Here is a 24709-nt window from a genome sequence, read left to right on the forward strand (position 1 = left end):
ATCATTTCCTCCCCAGGCCAATACGGCAAACGTGTTCTTTCTCCACAGCCTCCAGATCGCGGTACATGCGCTGGCGGCTCATAAGCCCCGGGAAGTCGACGGCATGGCCGTCGAACTCTGGCCCGTCGACGCAGGCGAACTTCGTCTCATCGCCGACCGTCACGCGGCAGCCGCCGCACATGCCCGTGCCATCCACCATGATGGGGTTGAGCGAGACGACCGTTGGAATGCCGTACGGACGCGTCGCCTCCGCGACGCTCTTCATCATGATGACAGGGCCGATGGCCGTGACCTGCGCGATCTTCTCGCCGCGCCTTACGAGCTCCTCCACGGCGTTCGTCACGAAGCCCTTGATGCCGTACGAGCCGTCATCCGTCGTCACGAGCACCTCGTCCGTCACGGCCTTCATCTCCTCCTCCATGATGAGGATATCCTTCGTCTTCGCGCCCATGATGGCGATGACCTTGTTGCCCGCCTCATGCATCGCGCGCGCGATCGGATACGTCGGCGCGACGCCGATGCCACCGCCCACGACGACCATCGTGCCGTCGAGCTTCCGAATCTCGGACGGGTGGCCGAGCGGCCCGACGAAATCGAGCAGGCTGTCCCCCGCCTCGAGCGCCGCGAGCTCCATCGTCGAAGCGCCGATGACCTGGAACACGATGAGGATGCGTCCCGTCTCACGGTTGAAATCCGCAATCGTCAAAGGAATGCGCTCCCCCTCCTCATTGACGCGCAGGATGATGAACTGCCCCGGCTCCGCTTTCTTCGCGACGCGCGGCGCAGCGATCTCCATCGCGTAGACATGCGGGGAAAGCTCTTCCTTTTTCAAAATCTCGTACATGGCTCCTCCTCCTGCCGGGGCGGAAAACCGACCCAGCCTCTCCTACGATTGATTCTTCCTTGTCTGTGTGCCTCGATGCACAGGTATCCGACGTGCGGACACCATGCATCACCTCTGCCGCAAATCCCACCGCACTCCGCGCCCCCTCGCGCGAGCGCACGGCTCACATTGCGGGAAAGATGCCCGCGAGATACGCCTCGAGATTCGCCTTGATCGGCATGATGTAGATGCTCTCGTCCCGCTCCTGTGCAAACGCCATCACGCGCCGCGTGAACTCGATACTCCAGTCGAGCGTCGGCGCGAACTCCTGCGGGAAAACGACCTTGTTCTTCCGCTCCCAATAGCTCTGGGAACGCTCGGACATCACGGGCGCGACGCCCCAGTAAACATCGAGCCCCGTGAGCATGTCCTCATAGACGGAGAGATAGCGCAGGTCGAAAAACGGCTGCGTGAAGAAGCCAGCCGCGCCCGCCTGCAGCTTCCGCTTCACGCGGTAAAGCTCATCGCTCATCGAACCGCGGTACTGGTCGATGCCCGCGTAGACCTTGACCTCCGGCATCTCCTCGCGGAACTTGCGGATGACATCCGTCGATGTCGTCGGATAGACCTTCTTCGTCATATCCTGTGGCGGATCCCCCTGGATGACGAGCACCTCGCGGATTTCCTGCGCGCGCAGGAAATCCTTCATCGGCAGTTCCGCAGAGAGATCGATATCCATCGCCCGGATGTGCGGCATCGCCGCCTTGAAATATTCCTTAGCCACGGCCGCGCCCTCATAACTCCGCATGGGCAGTCGGAGCAGGTCAGGGATGTTGATGACATCCGCGTGCGCCGCGTGCTGCTTCACGACAGCCAGCGATTCACGCAGCGCCGCTTCATCGCGCGGCACGAGCTCGATGGAAATCCGCTTCATACAAGTACCTCCGAATCAAATGGATATGATAACTCTACGATACTACCGTTCATTTTAGTTTGTTTTGACCGATTTTGCAAGCCGCGCACGGAAATGCGCGCCCAATCACAGCAGGGACGGCACCTGCGACCTCATCCTTTACAGGATAACAGCTTTCTTCCGCAGCCGCTAATACAAAGCTACATGCACAAACGTCCATTTTGTGGGCATTGTGCGCCCGCCCTTACAGTAAAAGCTGGCCTTCCGCAATAGCGAGAAGCTATCACGAAAAACCAGCGAAAATGACCCCCGAAGAGACTTCCCCGATCCAGCAAATATCCTGCGCTCACGCCGAGCGCGAATATTTCGCGATGTAATCGCGCAGCAGATCGAGATACCTCTGGCTCATAAAAGAAAGCGCTACCCCTTGCGGATAGAGATACCCGACCTCCATGTATTCGTCGCTCTCGAGCGGCACCGCGACGATCTCCGTGCCGTTCAGGTCGCTCGAGAGGATGCCGGAGGAAATAGTGTAGCCGTTGAGCCCGATGATGAGATTGAAGAGCGTCGCGCGGTCCGATACGATGATGCTCTTCGGCACATTCTCCATGCGATGGAGCTCCTCGGCAAAGTAGAGCGAGTTATCCGTTCCCTGCTCGTATGTGAGCCGCGGATACGGCAGGAGATCTGTGAGGCATACGCGCTCTTTCGCCGCCAGCGGGCTGTCCCGGCGCACGAAGACGTGCGGCGACGCCCGGAAGAGCGGCACGAAGGAGAGCTCCGCCTTCGCGAGGATATGGCGCATGACCTCCTGGTTGAAGCGGCTCAAGTAGAGCACGCCGAGCTCGCTGCGCCGCGTGCGCACATCCTCGATGATCTCGCCCGTGCGCGACTCGCGCAGCGAGAACTCGTAGGCAGCCGCCTCGTACTCGCGCACGAGCGACACGAACGCGTTCACGACGAACGCGTAATGCTGCGCCGAGACCGCGAACACATGGCGCACCGGCGCGCCGCCCTTGTACGCGCGCTCGAGGAGATCCGCCTGTTCGACGACTTGCCGCGCGTAGGCGAGGAATTTCGTCCCATCCTCTGTGAGTTTCATGCCGCGGTTCGTCCGCGAGAAAATCGTGATGCCCATCTCTTTCTCGAGCTCCGCGATAGCACGCGAGAGACTCGGCTGCGAGAGGTAGAGATGTTGCGCCGCCAGGTGGAGCGAGCCTTTCTCCACGATGGCGACGAGATAGCGCAGCTGCTGCAGTGTCATAATTCATTCCCTTTCCTTATAGTGGAAGAATCAGATCCGGCCCCCATCTCACGAGATGATGCCGAGCCATTTCCAGTACGTATTCGTGAGCAGGAGGATCACGAGATAGGCGAGTACCGTCAGAGGAATGCCCGTCTTGATGAAATCCTTGACTTCGAACGTCTCCGTGCTGTACGCAATCATGTTCTGCGGCGCGTTCACGGGCAGGATGAAACCGAAGCAGATCGTATACTGGAGAATCATCACCATGCCGACGACGTTGAGCGCCGTATGCTCCGCCGCGCCCTGCAGCACGGAAATGCAGATCGGGATCATCGCGGACGAGAGCGCCGTCGCGCTCGCGAACCCGAGATGGATGAGGATGAGGAAGAGCGCCATCACGGCGATGATGGTAACGGCCGTCGCGTCATAGAGGCTGAAATGCTGCACGATCTCCTGCGCGATCCACGCGCCTGCCTTCGTCGAGAGGATGGCCGAACCGAGGCTGATGCCGACGCCGAAGAGCATGAGCGTGCCCCAACTGATGCGCGACTGCACCTCTTTCCACGTCATGATGCCGATGCCAGGCATCATCATGAGCGTGACCGCGACGATGGTCGTCGAGGACGTATCGAACGGATGGACGATCTTCTCCGTCGCCCAGAAGAAGAGCAGCACGACAGAGAGGATGAGCAGTTTCTTCTCATCGGACTTCATCGGGCCGAGCGCCGCGAGCTCCTGCGCAATCTTCTCGCGTCCGCCCGCGATCTCCTTCATCTCCGGCGGCATGAGCTTCAAGAGGACGAAATAGAGCAAAGCGCTCATGATGATGGCGAACGGCGCGGCCGCGATGAACCAGTCGAGCCAGCTGATGGTCGTGCCGAGCTGTTTCTCGATGAAGCCGAGCGCGACCATGTTCTGCGCGGCTGCCGTCTTGATGCCGACGTTCCAGATGCTGTCCGCCTGCGCAACCGCGATGAGCATGATGGCGGCGAACTTGCTCTTCCGCGGCACGCCGAACACGGCGATGATGCCCATGACGATCGGCACCATGCACGAGACGCGCGCCGTCGTGCTCGGCACGAAGAAGCTCAGCACGAATCCTGTGAAGATGACGCCCGCGAGCACGTGGTTCGTTTTCGCGCCGATTTTCGAGAGGATGAAGAGCGCGATGCGCTTGTCAAGCCCTGTCTTCATCATGGCCGCCGCGATGAAGAGCGCCGCGCCGACGAGCGCGAGCGCCGTGCTCGAAAAGCCCGCGAGCGCCATCTTGAGCGCGCCCGACGTGCCGAGCATCTTCGACGGATTGCTCATGTTGGGCGCCGTACCGAGCAGGAACGCCATGAGCGACATGATGATGCCGGACGAGACTGGATAGGAGACGGCCTCCGTCATCCAGATGACGACAGAAAAGACGAGAATCGCGAGCATGCGATGACCGGCCGTCGACAGCTCAGGCGGCGTCGGCAGCACCATGATGACAATGAGCACGAAGATGCCGAGCGGCAGCCCCATCAGCCCGATTTTCTTTTTCATGATGAATCCCTCCTGTGCAAAATATAGAACAAAAAGCAGCCTTCGCTAGGAAGACTGCTCAAAACACTCTGTTGCGATTGCAGCGCGTCGTTGCGCTTTTATGCTCTAGATGCATGTTTATTATATTGAACTTGATATGTTTAGTGTAATCGCCGTCGCATAGATTGTCAAGGTGTAAAGCGAATAAATTTTCTTTCCTCTCCTGATGCGTCCTGCATTTGATATATCATAACGAGAATAGTTCTTTTTAAATTATCATTGTCATAAAAATCGCACTAAGGTATAATGAAGATAGCCTCATCATGTTTTATCTTTTTTCGCAAAGGGAGGGAATCCTATGGAAGCATTGCTCTTGTCCCGATGGCAGTTTGCCATCACAACGGTCTACCACTTCCTCTTCGTCCCCGTGACGCTCGGCCTTTCCGTGTTCGTAGCGCTCTTGGAGACGTGCTATGTGCGGACGCGGCGTCCGGCATGGAAGGCGGCTTGTCGGAAGCTCGTGAAGTTTTTCGGCACGCTGTTCGTCATCAATTTCTCCATGGGCGTCGTCACCGGCATCGTGCAAGAATTCCACTTCGGTATGAACTGGTCGGAGTATTCCCGCTTCATGGGCGATATCTTCGGCGCGCCGCTCGCGCTCGAGGCACTCACTGCCTTTTTCCTTGAATCGACGATGCTCGGTGTCTGGCTCTTCGGCTGGGACCGCCTCTCCGAGCGTGCGCACTGCGTGACGATCTGGCTCGTCGCGCTCGCGAGCAATCTCTCCGCGTTCTGGATCCTCGTCGCGAACTCGTTCATGCAGCATCCCGTCGGCTATGCACTGCGAGGCGGGCGCGCGGAGATGACGGATTTCTTTGCGCTCGTCACGAATCCCTATGTCGTGGGCGAGTATTCACATACCTTTTTCTCCGGCGTCGCGACGGCGGGCTTCGTCGTACTCGCTGTCTCGGCCTGGAAGGTGCTCCATGACGCCGCCTCACGCGCCGCGTTCCGGCAGAGCCTCATGGCGGGAGCGCTCTTCCTGCTCGTGGGCCTTCTCGGCGCCGCGGGCAGCGGCCATCTGCACACGCAGTATCTCGCACAGGCAAACCCGATGAAGCTCGCCTCGATGGAGGCGCTCTGGGAAACGGCGGATCCCGCGCCCTTCGCCATCGTCGCGGACATTGACGAGCAGGCGCACGAGAACCGTGCGGAGCTCGAGGTGCCCGCGCTCTTCTCCTTCATGCTCTACAACCAGCCGGCAGGCGCGGTGCGCGGCATCAATGACCTGCAGGCCACGGCGGAGCAGCAATACGGGCCTGGCGACTACCGGCCTGATGTCACGGGGCTCTTCTGGAGCTTCCGCCTCATGGTCGGCATCGGCGGTGCCATGATCGGCCTCGCTTTTTTGACGTTCCTCCTCGCGTGGAAGGGCGATCCCCTGCGCTTCCCCTGGCTCCTGCGCCTGATTCCCTGGCTGCTGCCGCTCGTCTATATCGTGAATTCCTGCGGCTGGTACGTCGCCGAGGCGGGACGCCAGCCCTGGATCGTCGTCGGCCTGCAAAAGACAGCGGAAGCCGTCTCCCCGAATCTTTCCGGTGCGGAGGTATGGCTCACGATGCTCGGTTTCACGGTGACGTATCTGCTACTCGCCGGTGTCGCGCTCTATCTTGCGTTCCGGTTCGTCAGGCATACGGTGATTTCTTATGAAGGGAGGGCTTGACGATGGATCTTCATGTTGTATGGTTCATCCTCATCGTCGTGCTTTTTACCGGCTTCTTCATTCTCGAGGGCTTCGACTACGGCGTCGGCGGACTCTTGCCCTTCCTTTCCAGAGAGGATCGTGACCGCTCGATGATCCTGCGTACGATCACACCGGTCTGGGACGGCAACGAGGTCTGGATGATCACGGCGGGCGGCGCGCTCTTCGCTTCGTTCCCGCATGTCTACGCGACGATGTTCTCGACGTTCTACCTCGCGCTGTTTCTGATGCTCTTCGCGCTCATCCTGCGCGGCGTGGCGTTTGAATTCCGCGGGCGGCGCGAGACGTCCGCCTGGCGCCATTTCTGGGAGGGATGCATCGCCTTCGGCAGCATCCTGCCGGCGATTCTCTGGGGTGTCGCCGTCACGGATCTCCTGCGCGGCCTGCCCATCAATGACAAGATGATCTATACGGGCGGCTTCCTCGACCTCCTGAGCCTCTACTCCATCGTCGGCGGCCTCACGTTCCTCTTCGTCTTCCTCTACCACGGCGCATCGTTTCTGACACTGCGCCTCGCGGAGCCGCGCCTCGTCGAGCGGGCGCGCGCGCTCGGAAAGACCGTCGGACGCATCGCCATCGGCCTCTTCGCGCTCTGCCTGGTGCTGACGTATGTTGAGACGGATCTTTTCACGCGGCCGCTCGCCGTCCTCGCACTCGTGTGCGCCGCTGTGCTTTTCGTGCTCGCCAATGTCCTGCTCGCGCACAAGCGGGGCGGCGCGAGCTTCGCTCTCTCCTCGCTCGCGATTGCCCTGACGACGGTCGGCTTCTTCGCAGGGCTTTTCCCGCGGCTCATGGTATCGAGCATTCATCCCGCATACAGTCTGACCATCGAGAACGCCGCGTCCTCGCCCTACACGCTCTCCGTCATGACGGTCGTCGCGTGCATTTTCGTTCCCATCGTCCTCCTCTATCAGCTCTGGGCCTACCATCTGTTCCGCGGGCGCGTGACCGCGCAGGATGCCGAGGAGGAATATTGATTCCAACGCTATGAAAAAGATACCTTGGCTTTTCTCCACGCTGCGCACCGCCAGGCGACAGAGCAGCATGCTCCTCGCGCTCGAGGCGCTGCGGGCGCTTGCGATTCTTTCGGGCGCGTACCTCACAGCGCGTTGGCTCGACGCTGTTTTCCTGCGGGGCGCACAGCCAGGCGATACAGCACCAGTCCTCCTGGTGCTGTTTTTCGTCATGGGCGCGGCCGCAGGCGCGAGACGTGAGGAGACGCGCCTGCTCGCGCGCCTTTCCGCCGCCTCGCGCCTGTGCGTGCGCGCCGCGCTGCACGCGCGCCTGCTCGCACCGGATGCCGCGGCGGAGGCACCTGTCCTGCCGCTCGCGCTCGAGGCTGTGGACGCGCTCGACCTCTGGTTCTTGCGCGTCATGCCCCTGCTGCTCTCGCTCATCTGCGTCGTGCCCCTGACGCTTGCAGCAGCCTGCGCCTGCGATCCGCTCACGGCGGGGCTGCTGCTGCTCACGCTGCCCATCGCGCCGTTCCTGCTCTATCTCATCGGCCGTGTGACGAGGGAAGCGAGCCGGATGCAATGGCAGCGCATGGAGGCGCTCACAGAGGCGTTCGGCGAGCTGCTGCGCGCGCTGCCGACGCTCAAGCTGTTCGGACGTGCCGCGGCGCAGCGCGCGGAGGTCACGCGCCTCAGCGATGCCTTTTCCCAGGCGGCGCTGCGTGTCCTGCAGCTCGCCTTCGTCTCCGCGTTCGCGCTCGAGCTCATCACGACGCTCTCCATCGCCATCGTCGCCGTGAGCATCGGCCTGCGCCTGCTCTACGGGCAGATCGCGTTCGAGACGGCGTTCTTCCTCCTCCTCATCACGCCGGAGTTCTTCCTGCCACTGCGGCAGGCGGGCACGGCATTCCACAGCGCCATGACGGCCCAGACGGCGGAGGCATCGCTGCGCCGGCTGCTCGCGCCCGCCCGCACTGGCGAGGCCGGAGGCGATATCCTGCGGGGCGCGTGTGAGACACATCCAGCGGCAGAAAGCACGGCAGGAATGCGGCAGGCGGACGCCCCCGCCTCACAAGGGACAGCCGCTACACCGACGGTACTCATCCGCACGCTCACCTACACCTATCCGCACCATCCACTGCCCGCCCTCGCGGGGCGCTCGCTCGTGCTCCCCGCGGGGACGATAACGGCGGTCACGGGCCCGTCCGGCTGTGGGAAATCGACGCTGCTCCTCACGCTCGCGGGGCTCTGCGCCCCCTACGAGGGCAGCATCACCATCGCGGGGCGCGAGCTCTCCTCACTCCCATGCGCCGCGCGCACACACCTCATCAGCTACGTGCCGCAGGAGCCTCATATCTTCAGCGGCACGCTCGCGGAGAACATCGCACTCTTCGCTGCGCCTGACGCGCACCGTCTCGCCGACGCCCGCCGCGCTGCCGCGCTCGATGCCGCGGCGGGTGTCCCCTGGGAGGACAGACAGCAGCTCGGCGCGGGCGGCGCCGGTCTCTCCGAGGGGCAGAAGAAGCGTCTCGGTCTCGCCCGCGCATTCTACCAGAACCGCCCGCTCGTGCTGCTCGATGAGCCGACAGCGACGCTCGACCGTGCCGCAGCCGCCCGCGTGCGCGCCGCCCTGCGGCAATACCTCACGGGCAAGACCGTGCTCATCGCGACGCACGACGCGGCACTGCTCGCGCTCGCGGATCACCGCATCGACTGGGAGGTGTCACCATGACCTGCCTTTTGCGCCTGCTCTCGCTCGTGCCGCCCTGCACGCTCGCACCAGTGCTGCTCGTGAGCCTGCTCTCACTCGCGCTCGGCATCGGGCTCCTCGGTGCCTCGGCGTGGCTCATCGCGAGCGCCGCCCTCGAGCCGCCGCTCTACACGCTCGCCATCGGCATCACCTGCGTCCGCGCCTGCGGCCTCGGACGCGCCGTATTCCGCTATCTCGAACGGTTCCTCTCGCACCGCGCCGCCTTTTCCGGCCTCACGCGCATCCGCCTCGCCCTCTTCGACCGCGCCGCTGCGCTGCTGCCGCTCGCCGCGGGACCAGCCCGGCAGGGCGCGTTCCTCTACGACCTGCTCACGGGCGCGGACGCGCTGCGCGACTTCTTCGTGCGCGCGCTCCTGCCGCCCGTCGCCGTCGGCAGCGCGACGGGCCTCCTCGCGGCGCCGCTCGCACGCCTGCTCGGCACCAGCGGCTTGCTGCTGCCGCTGCTCTTCGCGCTGCGTCTCTGTCTGCCGCTCGTCGCGGAGAAGAATGGGGAGCAGCAGCGCCGCACCCACGGCAGCGCCTACCGCTCCCTGCTGCTCGACATGACGGAGGGCCGCGCGGAGCTCGCCGCCGCGGACAGCCGCCCCGCCTGCGCGCGCCTGACATCGTCTGCGCGCGCACTGCTCGCGTCTGACTGCCGCGCGGCCTGCCGGGCGGCGGACGCGGACGCACGCGCGGCGATCATGGACGCCGCGCTGCTGCTCCTGCTCCTCGCGCTGCTCGCGCCGCACGTGAGTGCAGGCGACATCTCAGGCGTCACGCTCGCCGTCCTCCTGCTCGTGCTGCAGGCCCTCCTCAGTGCCTGGGGCACACTGCCGGACGCCATGCGCCAGCTGCGGCAGAGCCTCGCCGCTGCGCGCCGCCTGCTGCCGGATGCCGCGGAGCGCACGGCAGAGCAGCCGACCGGCAGCCAGCCAGCAGTCCCCGCAGTACAGACGGCACGCGGCGCCGTCCTGCTGCGCGCCGCGCACCTCTCCTTTGCCTATCCCGGCCGCGCGCCCGTCTTCTCTGATCTCTCCTTCACACTGCGGCGCGGCGAACATACAGCCATCGTCGGCGCGAGCGGTGCGGGCAAGACGACGCTTGCCTTGCTCCTGCTCGGCGTCTGGCCGCCCGCGCACGGTACGCTCGCTCTCGGAGGCACACCCTACCCGGCGCTGCCGCCCGCCGCCATCACACGCGCCATCGCCGCTCTGCCGCAGGGCTCCGTGCTCTTTTGCCACTCCATCCGCGAGAACTTCCGCCGCTATCGCCCGCACGCATCCGCGACGGACATCCGCGCGGCACTCCGCACAGCTTGCCTGGAGGACGTCGTCCGCGCCCTCCCGGGCGGCATCGACGCGCCGCTCGGCCCCGATGCCTGCCATCTCTCCGGCGGCCAGCGCTGCCGCCTGCTCACCGCTCTCGCGCTCGCGGGCGACGAGCCCGTCCTCCTGCTCGACGAGCCGACGGCAGGCCTCGACGCCGCCACCGCTGCGCGCCTGCTCGACGCGCTCTTTGCCCACGCGAAAGCCACGGGGCGGACGCTCCTCGTCATCACGCACGCACGCGCCATCCTCCCGCGCTTTGCGCAGGTTCTCTCCCTTTCCCCTTGACACAGGACGCCCGCTGTGCTATCCTCAACGTGATTAGAAACCTATGAAGCGAGAGGATGGACAGTACCGCCCCGAAAGAGAGTCCGCGTTGCTGCGAGCGGATGCGGCGGCTGTCCGGATGGGTCGCCGAGGGCGCACGGAAAGGCGGTTTCCCGCCGAGTATGCTGCGACGTCTGGCCCGCGTGAGCGGCCGGGGACGCACTGCGTCCCATGAGTGCATGGATGTTCCATGAAACAGGGTGGCACCGCGAAGATTTTCGTCCCTGACAGGATTCGTACTGTCAGGGGCTTTTTCATACCTGCTCCTGACGATCATGAGGAGGAACCATCATGGCAGAAGAAGCCAAAGACACGAAAAAGATCATCCTTTCCGGCATCCAGCCGACGGGCGTCTTCACGCTCGGCAACTATCTCGGCGCCGTCAAGAGCTGGAAGAATCTGCAGGAGGAGTACCTCTGCTACTATTTCATCGCCGACCTCCACTCCCTCACGATCCACATCGACCCGGCGAAGCGGCGCGCGCAGACGCGCGAGGCGTTCGCGCTGCTCCTCGCCTGCGGCATCGATCCTGAAAAGAGCCTCGTCTTCGTGCAGAGCCACAACAAGTGCCACGCGGAGATGGGCTGGATCATGGACTGCTGCTCCCAGTTCGGCGAGCTCTCGCGCATGACGCAGTTCAAGGACAAGAGCGCGAAGCACCCTGACAACATCAACGCCGGCCTCTTCACCTACCCCGCGCTCATGGCAGGCGACATCCTGCTCTACCAGGCGGACTATGTGCCGGTCGGCGCGGACCAGACGCAGCACCTCGAGTTCACGCGCGACGTCGCGACGCGCTTCAACCACACTTATGGCGAGGTGTTCAAGCTGCCCGAGGGCTATTTCCCGAAGGCCGGTGCACGCGTCATGAGCCTGCAGGATCCGACGAGCAAGATGAGCAAGTCCGACACGAACCCGAAGGCGACCATCTCCATTCTCGACGACGAGAAAACCATCCTGAAGAAATTCAAGAGCGCCGTCACGGACAGCGAGGCGGAGGTCTGCTACCGCGAGGGCAAGGACGGCATCAACAACCTCATGACCATCTACGCCGCCATCACGCACAAAACGATGGAGGACATCACGCGCGAGTTTGCGGGCAAGGGCTACGGCGATTTCAAGACGGCCGTCGGCGAGGCCGTCGCCGAGGAGCTCCGCCCCATCCGTGAGCGCTTCGCAGCGCTCATGGAGGATCGCGCCTACCTCGACGAGGAGATGAAAAAGGGCGCTGAGCGCGCGGCGAAGATCGCCAGCAAGACGCTCACGAAGGTCAAGAAACGCGTCGGCCTGCTGCTCGAGAAATAAGGCGCGTCTACAAAGACGGATGCGCATCTTTTTGCGGCAAAGCGTGCAATTCCCCCTCGGTCGTGGCATAATGAAGATATGTCACGACCGAGGGGGAATTTTCTTGTTCAGCAATTTCATCGTCGCGGTGAGCGCCGTCGTGCCGATCTTCGTGCTCATCGGCATCGGGCTACTCGTCCAACGCGCACATCTGCTCACGAAAGAGGAGCTCGCGCATACGAACCGTCTCGTGTTCCGCGTCTTCTTTTTCTTCACGCTCTTTTCCAATATCTACAATGCGGACTTCGCCGACGGCTTCAACCCGCGCCTCATGCTCTTCGGCGCGGCCGCCGTCACGCTGCTCTTCCTCGGCGGGCTCGCGTTCTCCTGTCTCTTCGAGCCGCTCAGGAAGCGGCGCGGCGCCATGACGCAGGCGATCTTCCGCAGCAACTTCATCATCCTCGGCCTCCCGCTCGTCGTCAACATCTTCGGCGAGGACGGCGCGCTCGTGCCGACGATGATGGTCGCCGTCATCATCCCGCTCTACAACATCTACGCCGTCCTCGCACTCGAGACGTTCCGCGGCGGCACGTTCCGCCTGCTGCCGATCCTGCGCGGCGTGCTGAAGAACCCGATGATCGACGGCATGCTGCTCGGCTTCCTCTGCCGCCTGCTGCCGTTCCCGCTGCCTGATCCGCTGCTGCGGCCGCTCATGCAGGTCGGCGCCGCGACGACGCCGCTCGCGCTCATCATCCTCGGCGCCTCGTTCCGACGCGGCGGTATCAGCGAGAGCCGCCGCGACCTCTGGGCCTGCGTCTTCATCCGCCTCATCGCCGCGCCGGCCCTCGTGCTCACAGCCGCCGCGCTGCTCGGCTTCCGCGGCGTCGAGTTCGTCACGCTGCTCGCTATCTTCGCAACGCCCTGCGCCGTCGCTTCCTACGCGATGGCACAGCAGATGGGCAGCGACGCCGCGCTCGCCGGCAACACCGTCGTCTTCACCTCCGCGCTCTCCTGCTTCACCATCTTCGGCTGGATCTTCCTCACGAAGACGCTGGGGCTGTTCTGAGAAAATGCGGCACACCTGAGGAAACCATCATGGAAAACCATACTGCTCTCACCGTCTGGCCGACCTATCTCGCAGGCTTTCGCTGCGAGCGGCCTGACTGCCCGCTGGGGAGAACGGCGGCAGACGCGCCCTGCCCTGCCCTGCACGACATCCGCATCCACGCCGTCTGCGAGCGTTCCCTGCGCCTCGACTGCCCGCGGGCCGCGCACTATGTCCTCGCCGCCCCTGAATCCTTCCATTTCGAGTCGCAGCGCCTGCCCGCCGCGGCTCTTTCGCCAGCGAACCGGCAGCTCGCCTCGCTGGCCGAGCCGCGGCCGGAGCACGCGTTCCTGCTCGACCTGCAGCGAACCTCCCTGCGCCTGCTCAAGGCACAGGCGTACCCGCTCGACGCCCGCCTCGTGCTCCTCGGCATCTACCTCGAAGACGCCGTGGCATACATCGAGGACGGACGCGGCTACAAGCTTGGCGAGCTCGTGAAGAGCTACGCCTCGCCGCTCTTCGCCGCCCGTTTTCACGAGGCGCTCAAAAACATCGCTTTCGAACCGCTCGCGCACCTCGATTTCCTGATCGGCATCCTCAAGAAGCTTACAGACGCGCAGGATCTCGCACTCGACGCGGCAGACCTCGCACTCGTGCGGCGCGCCTACCGTCTCGACGGCCCCCCTGACCTCGACCGCGTCCGCCGCACCTACGCGCTCAACCGCCGCGCCTTCGAGCGCGCGGCGCTCACTCTGCCGCACTTTCCCGAGCGCCTCCTGCTGCACCAGTTCTACACCGAGCTCTATCCCTGCGCCGTTCCCGGCGGCATCATTCACAACTACTGGCTCTTCGTGCTCAGCTGCAAACTCGCCGAGCTCCTGCTCACCGCACACGCTGCCCTCGAGCGCCAGCAGCTCACCACGGCCCATCTCGCCGAGGCCATCGCCAAGACGACCAGGCTGCCGCAGACACGCAGCGGCCTTTCCGTCCTCGAGCGTACACTGGACGGTCGGGAGGACGATTCTCTCCGTCTTTTCCGGCTTCTCTATCACATTCCGCAAATGAAAAACTAATTTCTTACTCCCTCTGTCAACCGCAAAATAAGAATTTCGTACAAAATGCGTTATTATTACAAATTTCAGTGTTTTTCCTTATGATATTATGCTATAATAAAATTGGTCATCAAAAAGCCTCCGTGCTTTTTGCCCCGATGGCCAACCCCATGCGCGCCAAGTAGCGGAACAACCCTTTCCCCGCTGCCTGGCGCGTTCTTTTATTAGGTAAATCCCCAAGACCGCAAGCCGCAGGCGCAGCGTGATTGGTTGGAAATCCTCTAAGGGCGATGCACAATGTCCACGAAGTGGACGTTTGTGCATGTAGCATTGTGCAGGCGGTATGGATGCGGCGCACGGGGAACGCGCAGGCAAAAACGTGTCGGAGAAGTCAGGGCCTCCTCAGCTCCCCGGCTCCTCCGCGAAATGACGGATGACGAACTGCTGGAACGTGAGAGCCGCCGGCGAGAGCTGCTTCGTCGTGTTCCAGGCGATCCCCACGGCGCGCTTGCAGACCGGGAAGGAAATCGGCAGGTAGACGATGCCTAGATGCTCGACACCCGGGATATTCGGGATGATGCTCACGCCGAGCTTTGCCGCGACGAGACTCGCGAGCGTATTGACGTCGTCCCCCTCGAAAACAATCTGCGGATGGCTGCGCGCGAGCTCGAACGACTGGTCGACGAGCGTACGCAGGCTGTAATTCGGCTTGAGCGTGATGAGAGGCTCCGACTCGACGTCGCGCAGCGTCACGCTCTCGCGTGCAGCGAGCGGATGATCCTTCGGCACCGCGACGAAGAGCTCCTCCGACCAGAGGTACATCCAGGCGATATGCTCCGCCGTCGTCATCGTCGAACAGAGGCAGAGATCCGTCTTACCGCGCTCCACCTGGCGCATGAGGAATTTGCTGTTGTGCTGGTTGAGCTTGATGCGGATGTCGGGATACTTCGCGTGGAACTCCGCGAGCAGCATGGGCAGCAGATACCCGCCGAAGGAATGGAAGAACGAAAGGTTCACCGTCCCGCCGTCCTTCTTCTCCGCCTGCGTGAGCTCCTTTTTCGCCGCCGCGAGCTCGCGCAGCACGCGGTCGATGTGATAGAGGAAATGCTCCCCTGCCTGCGTGAGCTCCGCATGGCGCGCATGACGCACGAAAAGCGGCACACCGAGTTCCGCTTCGAGCTTTGCAATCGAGCGCGAGAGCGCCGACTGTGACACGGCGCAGGCATCCGCCGCTTTCGTGAAATGCTTGATGCGCGCCATCGCCTGGAAATACTTCAGTTGTGAAATCTCCATGGAAATTATCTCCTTTTTCAGGAAGCGCTGATGCCTTCCGCACTTCATTTCATCAGCGGTTCCTTTAGGAACCACGGATGAATTCAGCACTCCGTCTTCATTTCGTCAGCGGTTCCTTTATACATTTATGTCATCTCATTCATGCATACCAATCATAACACATTTTATGCGTAAAAGAGATAAAACTTACGGATTTTCTCGTATGATAACGATTTCTTTCCCATGATTCCGCTTGTATTATGTAATATATACATCAATCTCATTAAAAAGATACATTGGACGCGCATATAACTGCTGGTTATAATGGCCAATGTAAAAAGTTTTTATGTACTTCATACATTATCAAACGGAAACAGGTGATTCTCATGAAGGAGGATCTGCAGCTGGAGTTCGGCCTCGATGAGGCCGCTGCTACGGAGCTCATCGCCGAGACCAGCCCGCACCTCATCATCCCTCGCCGCCTGCCACACGCAGCGGCGCATGCTTTATCTGAAAGAAAGGAGCCTGCCATCATGTCTGCTGCCATTGCTCCGGCCGCCAAGGCCGAAAGCCTTTGGAACCGCAATTATCTTCTGACCATCGGCGTCAATCTGCTCGTCTACACGGTGCACTTCTTGCTCATGCTCTGGTCCACCGCCTACGCGATGGAGCACTTCGACGCCTCCATCGGCCTCGCGGGCCTCGCGTCCGGCCTCTTCATCGTCGGCGCGCTCTTCTCGCGCATCGTCTCCGGCCGCTTCATCGACTTCGTCGGCCGTCGCCGCATGTTCCTCGCGGGATCGGCGCTCTTCTTCCTCATGATCCTCTTCTATCTCGTCGCACCGACGCTCGCGCTCTTCAATATCGTGCGCTTCATCCATGGCGTTTCGTTCGGCATGACCTCGACGGCGGCCAGCACGATCGTCGCCGCCATCATCCCGCTCAAGAAAATGGGCCAGGGCATCGGCTATTTCACGCTCGGCGTCACGATTGCCTCCGCCATCGGCCCCTTCCTCGCCATGAACATCACGGCGGCGCACGCCTTCACGCTCGGCATCGAGATTGTCGGCGCGCTCGCTGCCTGCATCTTCCTCTTCGCGCTCACGATCAAAGCGCCGGAGCGCAACATCCTGCCGCAGGAAAAGGAGGACCTCAAGAAGATTTCCTTCAACCGCTTCTTCTCCATGCGCGCGCTCGGCATCTCGTTCATCGCACTCATGGGCGGCGTCTGCTACTCGACGGTGCTCTCGTTCCTCGGCGCTTACACGAACAGCATCGGCGTCACGGGCATCGGCGCGACCTGCTTCTTCCTCTGCTTCGCCGCGACGTCCTTCATCAGCCGCCCGCTCACGGGTTTCCTGCTGGATAAACGCGGCGGCAACGTCGTCGTCTACCCGGCGCTGCTCTCGATGGCCATCGCGATGGCCATCATCGCAACGGCTTCCGGCGACATCGCGATGCTCATCGGCGCGCTCTTCCTCGGCCTCGGCTACGGCACGATCACGGCTTCCTGCCACGCGCTCGCCGTCCACTGCGCGCCGATGCACCAGGTCGGCGTCGCGACGAGCACCTACTTCGTTTTCCTCGACTTCGGCATCGGCGTCGGCCCCTACACGCTCGGCAGCTTCGTGCCGGCCTTCGGCTTCTCCTTCGTCTATTTCGCCGCCGGCGTCATCAGCCTCATCGGCATCGTGCTCTACTACATCCTCCTCGCCCGCCGCGGTCTTTTCACGCGCAGCCGCATGGACCGCACCTCGCAGGCGAAAGAGCTCATCGCGGAGCGCCGCCAGCACTTCTACGAGGAAGCGCTCGCGGCCAGCCGCTGATGACTGCTGATTACTAAAAAAATTTTTCCCGCGCCCTTGCGCGATGCATTGACCCCTCCTCGGCCGCTGCTCATCCAGGCAGCGGCTTTTTTCTGCCCGTGAATACGGACGGATACATGCGGTGAGTTCCCTCCTGTCCCATCATTGACGCCCTATAACGAATCTAATATAATAGCTATAGCGATTATTTTTACTTTCACCGATTTTCTATTGTCAAGGAGGTACCAATGGATAGTATGAATGCGGCGGTCAATGCCGTCAATGACGTTCTCTGGTCTTATGTACTCATCGTCGTCCTCATCGCGTGCGGGCTCTATTTTACCTTTGCCACGCGCTTTGTCCAGGTCAGGATGCTGCCGGAGATGCTGCGGCTCCTCACGGAGGGCATCGGCAAGCAGACCGAGGGACATGCCATCAGCTCATTCCAGGCGTTCTGCGTGAGCACCGCCTCGCGCGTGGGCGTCGGCAACATCGCGGGCGTCGCCATCGCGATCGTCACGGGCGGCCCCGGTGCCGTCTTCTGGATGTGGCTCATCGCCTTCATCGGCTGCGCCACCGGCTTCGTCGAGAGCACGCTCGCGCAGATCTACAAGCTGCCGCGCGGCAACGGAAAATTCCACGGCGGACCTGCCTACTATATCAAGAACGCACTGCACCAGCCAGGCGTCGCGAAGCTCTTCGCGCTGCTCATCTCCGTGACGTTCGGCCTTGTCTACGTCTCCGTGCAGGCGAACACGATCGCGCTCTCCGCACAGACCATCGGCATCGATCCCGCCATCACGGCCGCTTTCCTCTGCATCTTCACGGCGCTCGTCATCTGTGGCGGCATGCACCGCATCGCCAAGGTCACGGAGTTCCTCGTCCCCATCATGGCTGGTCTCTACTTGCTCGTCGCACTCGTCATCATCCTCCTGCACCTCAGCGAGGTACCCGCGATGTTCGCCCTGATCTTCCACGATGCGTTCTCCCCGCAGGCTGCCGTAGGCGGCGGCCTGGGCACGGCGATGATCACAGGCATCAAGCGCGGCCTCTTCTCGAACGAGGCCGGTGAAGGCTCCGTGCCGAACGCGGCGGCGACGGCGGCGGTCACGCATCCGGTCAAGCAAGGCCTCGTACAGTCTTTCGGCGTCTACGTCGACACCTGGATCGTCTGCTCGGCGACCGCGTTCATCATCCTGCTCACAGGGCAGTACACCATCGGCGGCGAATGCACGGGCATCGCGCTCGCGCAGGCATCCCTCGCCTCCGTCTTCGGCAGCCTCGCGCCTGCGGCCGTCTCCCTCATGATCCTCCTCTTCGCCTTCAGCTCCATCGTGGGCAACTACTACTACGGCGAGATCAACATCGCCTTCTTCGATGGGAACACGCGCAGATACCTCGCAGTCTTCCGCATCTGCGTCGTGCTCATGGTACTCTTCGGCAGCCTCGCGACGCTGCAGCTCGTCTGGAACCTCGCCGACCTCTTCATGGGCCTGCTCTGCCTGACGAACCTCTACGCCATCACGCGCCTCGCGCCCTACGCCCGCCGCGCGCTGCGCGACTACCAAGAAAAACGTGCCCGCAGTGAGGATCCTTCCTTTGCCGCCAGCGATATTGAACTTACGGACGGTATCTACGCGTGGAAGAAATGATACTGCGCAGCCTCGCTGCCTCCATGAGCCAGCGTCCATGAAGCAAAACCACCAGTCGCACTGGTGGTTTTGTTGTACCTGTGCTGCACAAAGCTACATGCCTCAACGCACAAACGTCCACTTCGTGGACATTGTGCGCCCGTCCTTGCAGTAAATCCAACTAATCGCGCTGCGCCTGCGGCTTGCGCTCTTGGGGATTTACACAGTAAAAGGCTATGTACGAAACCAGCAGCTGCCGGTTCGTACATAGCCTTTTTCCGTTCAGCGATCGTTCAGGAACAGACCGCGCCATTCATCTCATTCTCAGATGCCTGCCTCTTTCCTTAGCACATCCGCCTTGTCCGTATGCTCCCAGGGCAGATCAACATCCGTGCGGCCGAAATGCCCGTAGGCTGCTGTCTGCTTGTAAATGGGGCGACGCAGATCGAGCATCTTGATGATGCCGGCCGGGCGCAGGTCAAAATGCTTCTTCGCGAGCGCCTCGATGGTCTCCTCCGGCACCTTGTTCGTGCCGAACGTGTCGACCATGACAGAGACAGGATATGCCACACCGATGGCATATGCGAGCTGGATCTCGCAGCGATCCGCGAGTCCCGCTGCGACGATGTTCTTCGCGACGTAGCGCGCGGCATAAGCCGCGCTGCGATCGACCTTCGTGGGATCCTTGCCGGAGAACGCGCCGCCGCCGTGGCGCGCCCAGCCACCGTAGGTATCGACGATGATCTTGCGGCCCGTGAGACCGGAGTCGCCCTGCGGGCCGCCGATGACGAACTTGCCCGTCGGATTGACGAAGATGCGCGTCTTGTCCGAGAGGAGGTCGGCGGGCACAACGGCCTTGATGACCTGCTCGATGAGATCCTTGCGGATGGTCGCGAGCGCTGCATCCTCATCGTGCTGCGTGGAGATGACGATGGTATCGACAGCGACCGGCTTGCCGTCCTCATAGAGGATCGTGACCTGCGTCTTGCCGTCCGGACGCAAGTACGGCAACGTACCATCCTTGCGAACCTCTGCGAGACGGCGGGCCAGGCGATGCGCGAGCGCGATCGGCAGCGGCATATACTCCGGCGTCTCGTTCGTCGCATAGCCGAACATCATGCCCTGGTCGCCCGCACCGATGGCGTCCGCCGCGTCCATCTCGCCCTCGCGCGCCTCGAGCGCCTGGTTGACGCCCTGCGCGATGTCAGGCGACTGCTCGTCGAGCGAGACGAGAATGCCGCACGTCTCCGCATCAAAGCCGTATTTCGCGCGCGTATAACCGATGTCCTTGACCGTCTTGCGGATGATGTGCGGGATATCGACATAGCACTTCGTCGAGATCTCGCCGACGACGTGAACCTGTCCCGTCGTCACGAGCGTCTCGCAAGCGACGCGCCCCTCAGGGTCCTGGGCGAGGATCGCGTCGAGAATCGCATCGGAAATCTGGTCCGCCATCTTGTCCGGATGGCCCTCGGTCACCGACTCCGAGGTAAAGTACATACGTTTCTTGCTCATGGTATTCCTCCTTGTCAACAGCACGCGCAATTTACGCGCGCCGCCTCCTCTAGAAGCAACCAGCTGCCGTGCGCACTGCCCCTGAACGAGCCGTCGCGCGGCTTCTTCACACTGTCACTTCCAACAAATGAAACCGACCTCAGCCGAACATTCCGTCTCCATTATCAGCCGTGCCATAAGAAAAAGCCCTCTATAAAAAGAGAGCTTGTCTTTCCACTCTCATCTTATAGGTAGAACCTAACGGAATTGGCACCGTTTTGCTTTCGCAAGGGTTGCCGCAGCTTCATAGGGCCAGTCCCTCCACTGCTCTGGATGAGTTCATATTCAGCTTTGTTGTTTATAGTATAGTGGATATTGCCGCTGACGTCAAGGATAAAAATGAACGGTATTCATCTTTATCCATCATGCCGCGCGAGCCATTCCGACCAGCGCGGTGCGCCCGCCCGCCGCTCCCGCGCATACTGCGAGAAGAGTGAAAGTCCCGCCATGATCTCTGGGCGCAGACGCAGATCCGCCCCGCCCGCTGCCAGCTGATGCGACAGCGCATCAGAAAGCGGCAACTCCGGATGGCGCAGCAGCTCTGTCAGCACGAGGAAGGTCGTCGTGCGCCCCATGCCCGCCTGGCAGTGGAAATGGAGCCAGGCATCCGGCGGCAGGGCGTCATAAGCTGCGAGGAAGGCATCGATGGCTGCTGGCTCCGGCCAACGCATATCCGTCGCGGCAATGCGCACGGGGATGAGTCCCGCCGCTGCCGCGGCCTGCGCTTCCGTCTCATAGGCCGCGGCGCGGAAGGTGACGGGCCGCATGCCAGAGGCGAGATCGAAGCGCCCCATCGGCGAAGCCGTGACCTCGGTGGAGACGGCTGCGGCGAGCCGCTGCTGCTCGTCCTGCTGTACGGCTGCCGCGTCGCGGCCGCGATTCGCGGCATTCATCGCGGTATGCCAGCTCACGGCATACGCCTGCCCTGCCATAGTGAGCAGATAGCCGTGGCTCTCCTGCCGCAGGTCGATGATGTAGATGCGGCGATTTCCCGCAACCGCGCGCAGGCGCGCCGCGAGCGGTCGCAGCCCCTCCAGCGTCGGCTGGCCGCTCCCCGAGACTGCGAGCGCGGGCAGGACGCGGAAGTTGCCCGGCAACGCATCCACACCAGTAACGGCGTCGAGACGCCAGGCCGGTGTGACAAAAGGCGCCGCAAGCGCCGTCGGAATCTGCGCGAGCAGGACAAGCAGGGAAAACAGGAAGCGCGCCCCCATAGTCATCTCCCGAGCGCCGCCACGACGTGGTCGAGAATCACGTCCGCGAGCTGGCGCTTGCTCATAAGCGGATGCTCCGTACAGACGCCGTCGCGCGCAAGGATGGTCACGCAATTCGTGTCCGTGGAGAACCCCGCGTCCTTGCGGCTCACATCATTGGCGACGATGAAATCGAGATTCTTCTTCTCGAGCTTGCCGCGCGCGTAGTCGAGCACATGCTCCGTCTCCGCCGCGAAGCCGACGAGCAGCTGATGCGTCTTCTTCTCCCCGAGCTCCTTGAGGATGTCGGGGTTGCGCACGAGCTCCAGCATGAGGCTGCCCTCCTGCTTCTTGATCTTCTGTCCGGCGCGCTCCTTGGGCCGGTAGTCGGCGACGGCCGCCGCCTTGATGACAGCATCGGCCGCGTCGAAGGCGCGGAGCACGGCCTCGCGCATCTCGAGCGCCGTCTCGACACGAATGCAGTCGACGCCCTCCGGCACAGGCAGGCTGCCCGGCCCCGCGACGAGCGTGACATGAGCGCCGCGCGCCTGTGCGGCCGCCGCGACGGCAAACCCCATCTTGCCCGTCGAACGGTTGCCGAGATAGCGCACGGGATCGAGCGGCTCCCTCGTGCCGCCTGCCGTCACGAGAATGTTCCTGCCCGCGAGATCCTTTACAGCCGACACGCCGGAGAGGAACGACGTGAGCGTCGCCACGATATCCGCAGGTTCCGGCAGACGCCCCCGCCCACTCGTCCCGCAGGCGAGCTTGCCGCTCGCGGGCTCGATGATATGGAGGCCGCGCGCGCGCAGGCGCGCGAGATTCTCCTGCGTCGCGGGATGCTCATACATCGCCGTGTTCATCGCGGGCGCGAGGAACACGGGCGCGCGCGTCGCGAGCAGCGTCGTCGTGAGCATATCATCCGCCATGCCGTACGATGCCTTCGCGAGGAAGTTCGCCGTCGCAGGCGCGACGAGCACGAGATCCGCGAGGCGCGCGAGCGCGATATGCTCCACCTGATGATGCGTGACCTTCGCCCACATATCCGTGACGACGGGCGCGCCGCTCATCTCGCGGAACGTGAGCTCCGTGACAAAGTTCTGCGCGCCGCGCGTCATGATGACATGGACCTGCGCGCCCGCCTTCCTCAGGCGGCTCACGATCTCCACGGCCTTATAGGCGGCGATGCCGCCCGTGACGCCGAGCACGAGGTGTTTCCCTTCCCAGACCGACATGGCTTACTGCTCTTTCTTGATGACGTAGTTGATCTTGCCCTCGGCAATCTCCTCGAGCGCATTCGTGACATTCTTCGTCGACTGGAGCTCCGCCTGCGGCTCTGCACCGTCCAAGAGCTGCCGCGCGCGTTTCGCGCCGCAGACGACAAGACCATAGCGGCTGTCGACCTTCGTCATCAGATAATCCGTCGACGGATTGACCATGCTCATGACCTGATTCTGTTTCTTCATTCTCTCTCCAGCTCCTCAAAAAGATGTTGATTCCGATCGACACGGCAATGCTCCGCCGTGATGATTTCCTTGATAGTAGCGACGGCATGCGCGACGGCGTCGTTCACGACGACGTACTGGTAGCGCTTGCCGATGGCAATCTCCTTGCGCGCGCTGCCCATGCGGCGCGCGAGGCTCTCCTCCGTCTCCGAACCGCGGCCGCGCAGCCGCCGCTCGAGCTCCTCGATGGAGGGCGGCAGCAGGAATACGAACAGTCCGTCCGGACATTTCTCCATGACGTTCAGCGCGCCCTGGATATCGATCTCGAGCAGGATGTCTTGCCCCGCGGCGCGCCGCTCCTCGATCTTGGCGAGCGGCGTACCATAGTAATTGCCGTAGACGTTCGCGTACTCGAGGAATCCGCCTTCGGCGATGATCTGCTCGAACCGTTCCTTTGTCAGGAAATAGTAATTCTTGCCGTCGACCTCTCCCTCGCGCGGCGCGCGTGTCGTCGCGGAGATGGAGTAAGCAAGCTCCGACGTCTCCCGCAGCAGCTCGCTGCATACCGTGCCCTTGCCCGTGCCGGACGGGCCGGACACGACCATCAGCAATCCTTTCCTCATTCGATCTCCTCCCGGTCTTCCTCTGCCGTTTCCTTGATGTCACCCTCGTCGTCATCGCTGTCGACGATGCGGTGCGCCACCGTCTCCGGCTGTACCGCCGAGAGAATGACGTGGTCGCTGTCCGTGACGACGACGGCGCGCGTGCGCCTGCCATACGTCGCGTCGATGAGCCGCTGCGCGTCGCGCGCCTCCTGGATGATGCGCTTGATGGGCGCGGACTCCGGACTCACGATTGCAATGATGCGGTTGGCGGATACGATGTTTCCGAAACCGATATTGATGAGTTTGATATCCATAGCAGCCTCCCTACTCGATGTTCTGCACCTGCTCGCGCAGCTTCTCGATCTCGCTCTTGAGATCGACGACGAGCTGCGCCGCCCTTGCACTGTTGCATTTTGAGCCGATGGTATTCGCCTCGCGGTTCATCTCCTGGATGAGGAAATCGAGCTTCCGACCGACGGGGCCGTCCGCCGACGCGAGGATGCTGCTGAACTGTGCGAAATGGCTGCCGAGCCGCACCGTCTCCTCCGTATAGTTCACCTTGTCGGCGTAGAGCGCCGTCTCCTGGATGATGCGGCTCTCATCGATATCCTGCGCTGCGAGAAGCTCGCCGAGCATCTGCTCGAGACGCGCGCGATGCGCCGCGACAATCTCCGGCGCAAGCTGCTCGAGCCGCTCCTTGAGCGATGTGAGCACCGTGAGGCGCTCGCGAAAATCCGCCGCGAGCGCCTCGCCCTCCCGGCAGCGCATTTCATCGAGTCCGCGGAGCGCGCCCGCGACGGCCTCCATGAGCACAGGCTCGCATCCCGTGAGCGAGGCGTCTGCCTCCACCTGCAGGACATCCGGATAGGCCGCAATCTCCTGCACATCATCGGGGCGCGCGACATGCAGGTAGTCGCTGAGCTCGTTGAGCGCCTGCTGATAGGCGCTGGCGAGCTGCCGGTTGCAGCGCACGCTGGCGCTGCCCTCGCGCTTGTCCGTCAGCGTGAGGAAGAGGTCGAGCTTCCCGCGGGCGACACGCGCCTTCACGGCCTGACGCACCTGCACCTCGAGCGATGCGAGCTGCACCGGCGCGTGCAGCGTGATGTCGAGATAGCGCTGATTGACCGCCCTGGCCGCCGCCTTGACCTTGAAGCTCTCATTTTCCGCTACGGCCTCGCCGTAGCCTGTCATGCTCCTGAGCACTCCCAT

Annotated in this window: 21 protein-coding genes and 1 riboswitch; of the genes, 9 read left to right on the top strand and 12 right to left on the bottom strand. The window is 62.6% G+C overall.

Annotated elements, in window-relative coordinates; genetic code table 11:
* Window position 1: 1 nt before the first annotated feature.
* From F599_RS0106305 to F599_RS0106320, 4 genes are all read right to left on the bottom strand, one after another.
* Window positions 2-844, bottom strand: coding sequence for a sulfide/dihydroorotate dehydrogenase-like FAD/NAD-binding protein (locus F599_RS0106305; RefSeq protein ID WP_019542678.1), 843 nt, complete (start codon window positions 842-844; stop codon window positions 2-4).
* A gap of 163 nt (window positions 845-1007) precedes the next feature.
* A complete protein-coding gene (locus tag F599_RS0106310; RefSeq protein WP_019542679.1) occupies window positions 1008-1757 on the bottom strand; it encodes a methylenetetrahydrofolate reductase in 750 nt (249 codons plus the stop codon).
* A gap of 325 nt (window positions 1758-2082) precedes the next feature.
* Entirely contained in the window at window positions 2083-3000 is a 918-nt protein-coding gene (locus tag F599_RS0106315; RefSeq protein WP_019542680.1) for a LysR family transcriptional regulator, read from the bottom strand.
* Window positions 3001-3048: 48 nt separating this feature from the next.
* Complete coding sequence (locus tag F599_RS0106320; protein WP_019542681.1) at window positions 3049-4515, bottom strand: DASS family sodium-coupled anion symporter; 1467 nt, start codon at window positions 4513-4515, stop codon at window positions 3049-3051.
* 337 nt (window positions 4516-4852) lie between these two features.
* Here F599_RS0106320 and F599_RS0106325 point away from each other — a divergent pair, with 337 nt between their 5' ends.
* From F599_RS0106325 to F599_RS0106355, 7 genes are all read left to right on the top strand, one after another.
* Window positions 4853-6217: a cytochrome ubiquinol oxidase subunit I gene (locus tag F599_RS0106325; RefSeq protein WP_019542682.1), complete on the top strand. Its 1365-nt coding sequence runs from the start codon at window positions 4853-4855 to the stop codon at window positions 6215-6217.
* A 2-nt stretch (window positions 6218-6219) separates the two neighbouring features.
* On the top strand, window positions 6220-7233 hold the full coding sequence (cydB, locus tag F599_RS0106330; protein ID WP_019542683.1) for a cytochrome d ubiquinol oxidase subunit II: 1014 nt from the start codon (window positions 6220-6222) through the stop codon (window positions 7231-7233).
* A 10-nt stretch (window positions 7234-7243) separates the two neighbouring features.
* Window positions 7244-8941 (top strand): ABC transporter ATP-binding protein/permease, encoded by a 1698-nt coding sequence (locus F599_RS0106335; protein ID WP_019542684.1) that lies wholly within the window; start codon window positions 7244-7246, stop codon window positions 8939-8941.
* Entirely contained in the window at window positions 8938-10575 is a 1638-nt protein-coding gene (cydC, locus tag F599_RS0106340; RefSeq protein WP_019542685.1) for a thiol reductant ABC exporter subunit CydC, read from the top strand. Before F599_RS0106335 ends, cydC begins: the two co-directional genes overlap by 4 nt.
* 330 nt (window positions 10576-10905) lie before the next feature.
* On the top strand, window positions 10906-11919 hold the full coding sequence (trpS, locus tag F599_RS0106345; protein WP_019542686.1) for a tryptophan--tRNA ligase: 1014 nt from the start codon (window positions 10906-10908) through the stop codon (window positions 11917-11919).
* 103 nt (window positions 11920-12022) lie between these two features.
* Window positions 12023-12964, top strand: coding sequence for an AEC family transporter (locus F599_RS0106350; protein WP_019542687.1), 942 nt, complete (start codon window positions 12023-12025; stop codon window positions 12962-12964).
* A gap of 29 nt (window positions 12965-12993) precedes the next feature.
* Window positions 12994-14016, top strand: coding sequence for a hypothetical protein (locus tag F599_RS0106355; protein WP_019542688.1), 1023 nt, complete (start codon window positions 12994-12996; stop codon window positions 14014-14016).
* A 381-nt stretch (window positions 14017-14397) separates the two neighbouring features.
* Here F599_RS0106355 and F599_RS0106360 read toward each other — a convergent pair whose 3' ends face one another.
* The gene (locus F599_RS0106360; protein ID WP_019542689.1) at window positions 14398-15288 is read right to left on the bottom strand and encodes a LysR family transcriptional regulator; all 891 of its coding nucleotides are present in this window, start codon (window positions 15286-15288) and stop codon (window positions 14398-14400) included.
* A 365-nt stretch (window positions 15289-15653) separates the two neighbouring features.
* Between F599_RS0106360 and F599_RS0106365 the strand changes: the two genes are divergently transcribed.
* Window positions 15654-17093: an MFS transporter gene (locus F599_RS0106365; RefSeq protein WP_019542690.1), complete on the top strand. Its 1440-nt coding sequence runs from the start codon at window positions 15654-15656 to the stop codon at window positions 17091-17093.
* Between the two features lie 227 nt (window positions 17094-17320).
* The gene (locus F599_RS0106370; RefSeq protein ID WP_020700524.1) at window positions 17321-18724 is read left to right on the top strand and encodes an alanine/glycine:cation symporter family protein; all 1404 of its coding nucleotides are present in this window, start codon (window positions 17321-17323) and stop codon (window positions 18722-18724) included.
* Between the two features lie 303 nt (window positions 18725-19027).
* Here F599_RS0106370 and metK read toward each other — a convergent pair whose 3' ends face one another.
* The 7 genes from metK to F599_RS0106405 form a co-directional block, all read right to left on the bottom strand.
* A complete protein-coding gene (gene metK, locus F599_RS0106375; protein WP_019542692.1) occupies window positions 19028-20218 on the bottom strand; it encodes a methionine adenosyltransferase in 1191 nt (396 codons plus the stop codon).
* Between the two features lie 216 nt (window positions 20219-20434).
* Window positions 20435-20537, bottom strand: a riboswitch (SAM riboswitch).
* Between the two features lie 76 nt (window positions 20538-20613).
* Window positions 20614-21471: a phosphatase domain-containing putative toxin gene (locus F599_RS13740; RefSeq protein ID WP_019542693.1), complete on the bottom strand. Its 858-nt coding sequence runs from the start codon at window positions 21469-21471 to the stop codon at window positions 20614-20616.
* A gap of 2 nt (window positions 21472-21473) precedes the next feature.
* On the bottom strand, window positions 21474-22685 hold the full coding sequence (gene coaBC / locus F599_RS0106385) for a bifunctional phosphopantothenoylcysteine decarboxylase/phosphopantothenate--cysteine ligase CoaBC (RefSeq protein ID WP_019542694.1): 1212 nt from the start codon (window positions 22683-22685) through the stop codon (window positions 21474-21476).
* Window positions 22686-22688: 3 nt separating this feature from the next.
* A complete protein-coding gene (gene rpoZ / locus F599_RS0106390; RefSeq protein WP_033369168.1) occupies window positions 22689-22895 on the bottom strand; it encodes a DNA-directed RNA polymerase subunit omega in 207 nt (68 codons plus the stop codon).
* A gap of 17 nt (window positions 22896-22912) precedes the next feature.
* Window positions 22913-23518, bottom strand: coding sequence for a guanylate kinase (gmk, locus tag F599_RS0106395; protein ID WP_026327866.1), 606 nt, complete (start codon window positions 23516-23518; stop codon window positions 22913-22915).
* Complete coding sequence (gene remA, locus F599_RS0106400) at window positions 23515-23814, bottom strand: extracellular matrix/biofilm regulator RemA (protein ID WP_019542697.1); 300 nt, start codon at window positions 23812-23814, stop codon at window positions 23515-23517. The genes gmk and remA overlap by 4 nt, the downstream gene beginning before the upstream one ends.
* 10 nt (window positions 23815-23824) lie before the next feature.
* A complete protein-coding gene (locus F599_RS0106405) occupies window positions 23825-24709 on the bottom strand; it encodes a YicC/YloC family endoribonuclease (protein WP_019542698.1) in 885 nt (294 codons plus the stop codon).

Origin of the sequence: Selenomonas bovis DSM 23594 (assembly GCF_000381005.1) — a bacterium.
GTDB classification, from domain to species: Bacteria; Bacillota; Negativicutes; order Selenomonadales; family Selenomonadaceae; genus Selenomonas_C; species Selenomonas_C bovis.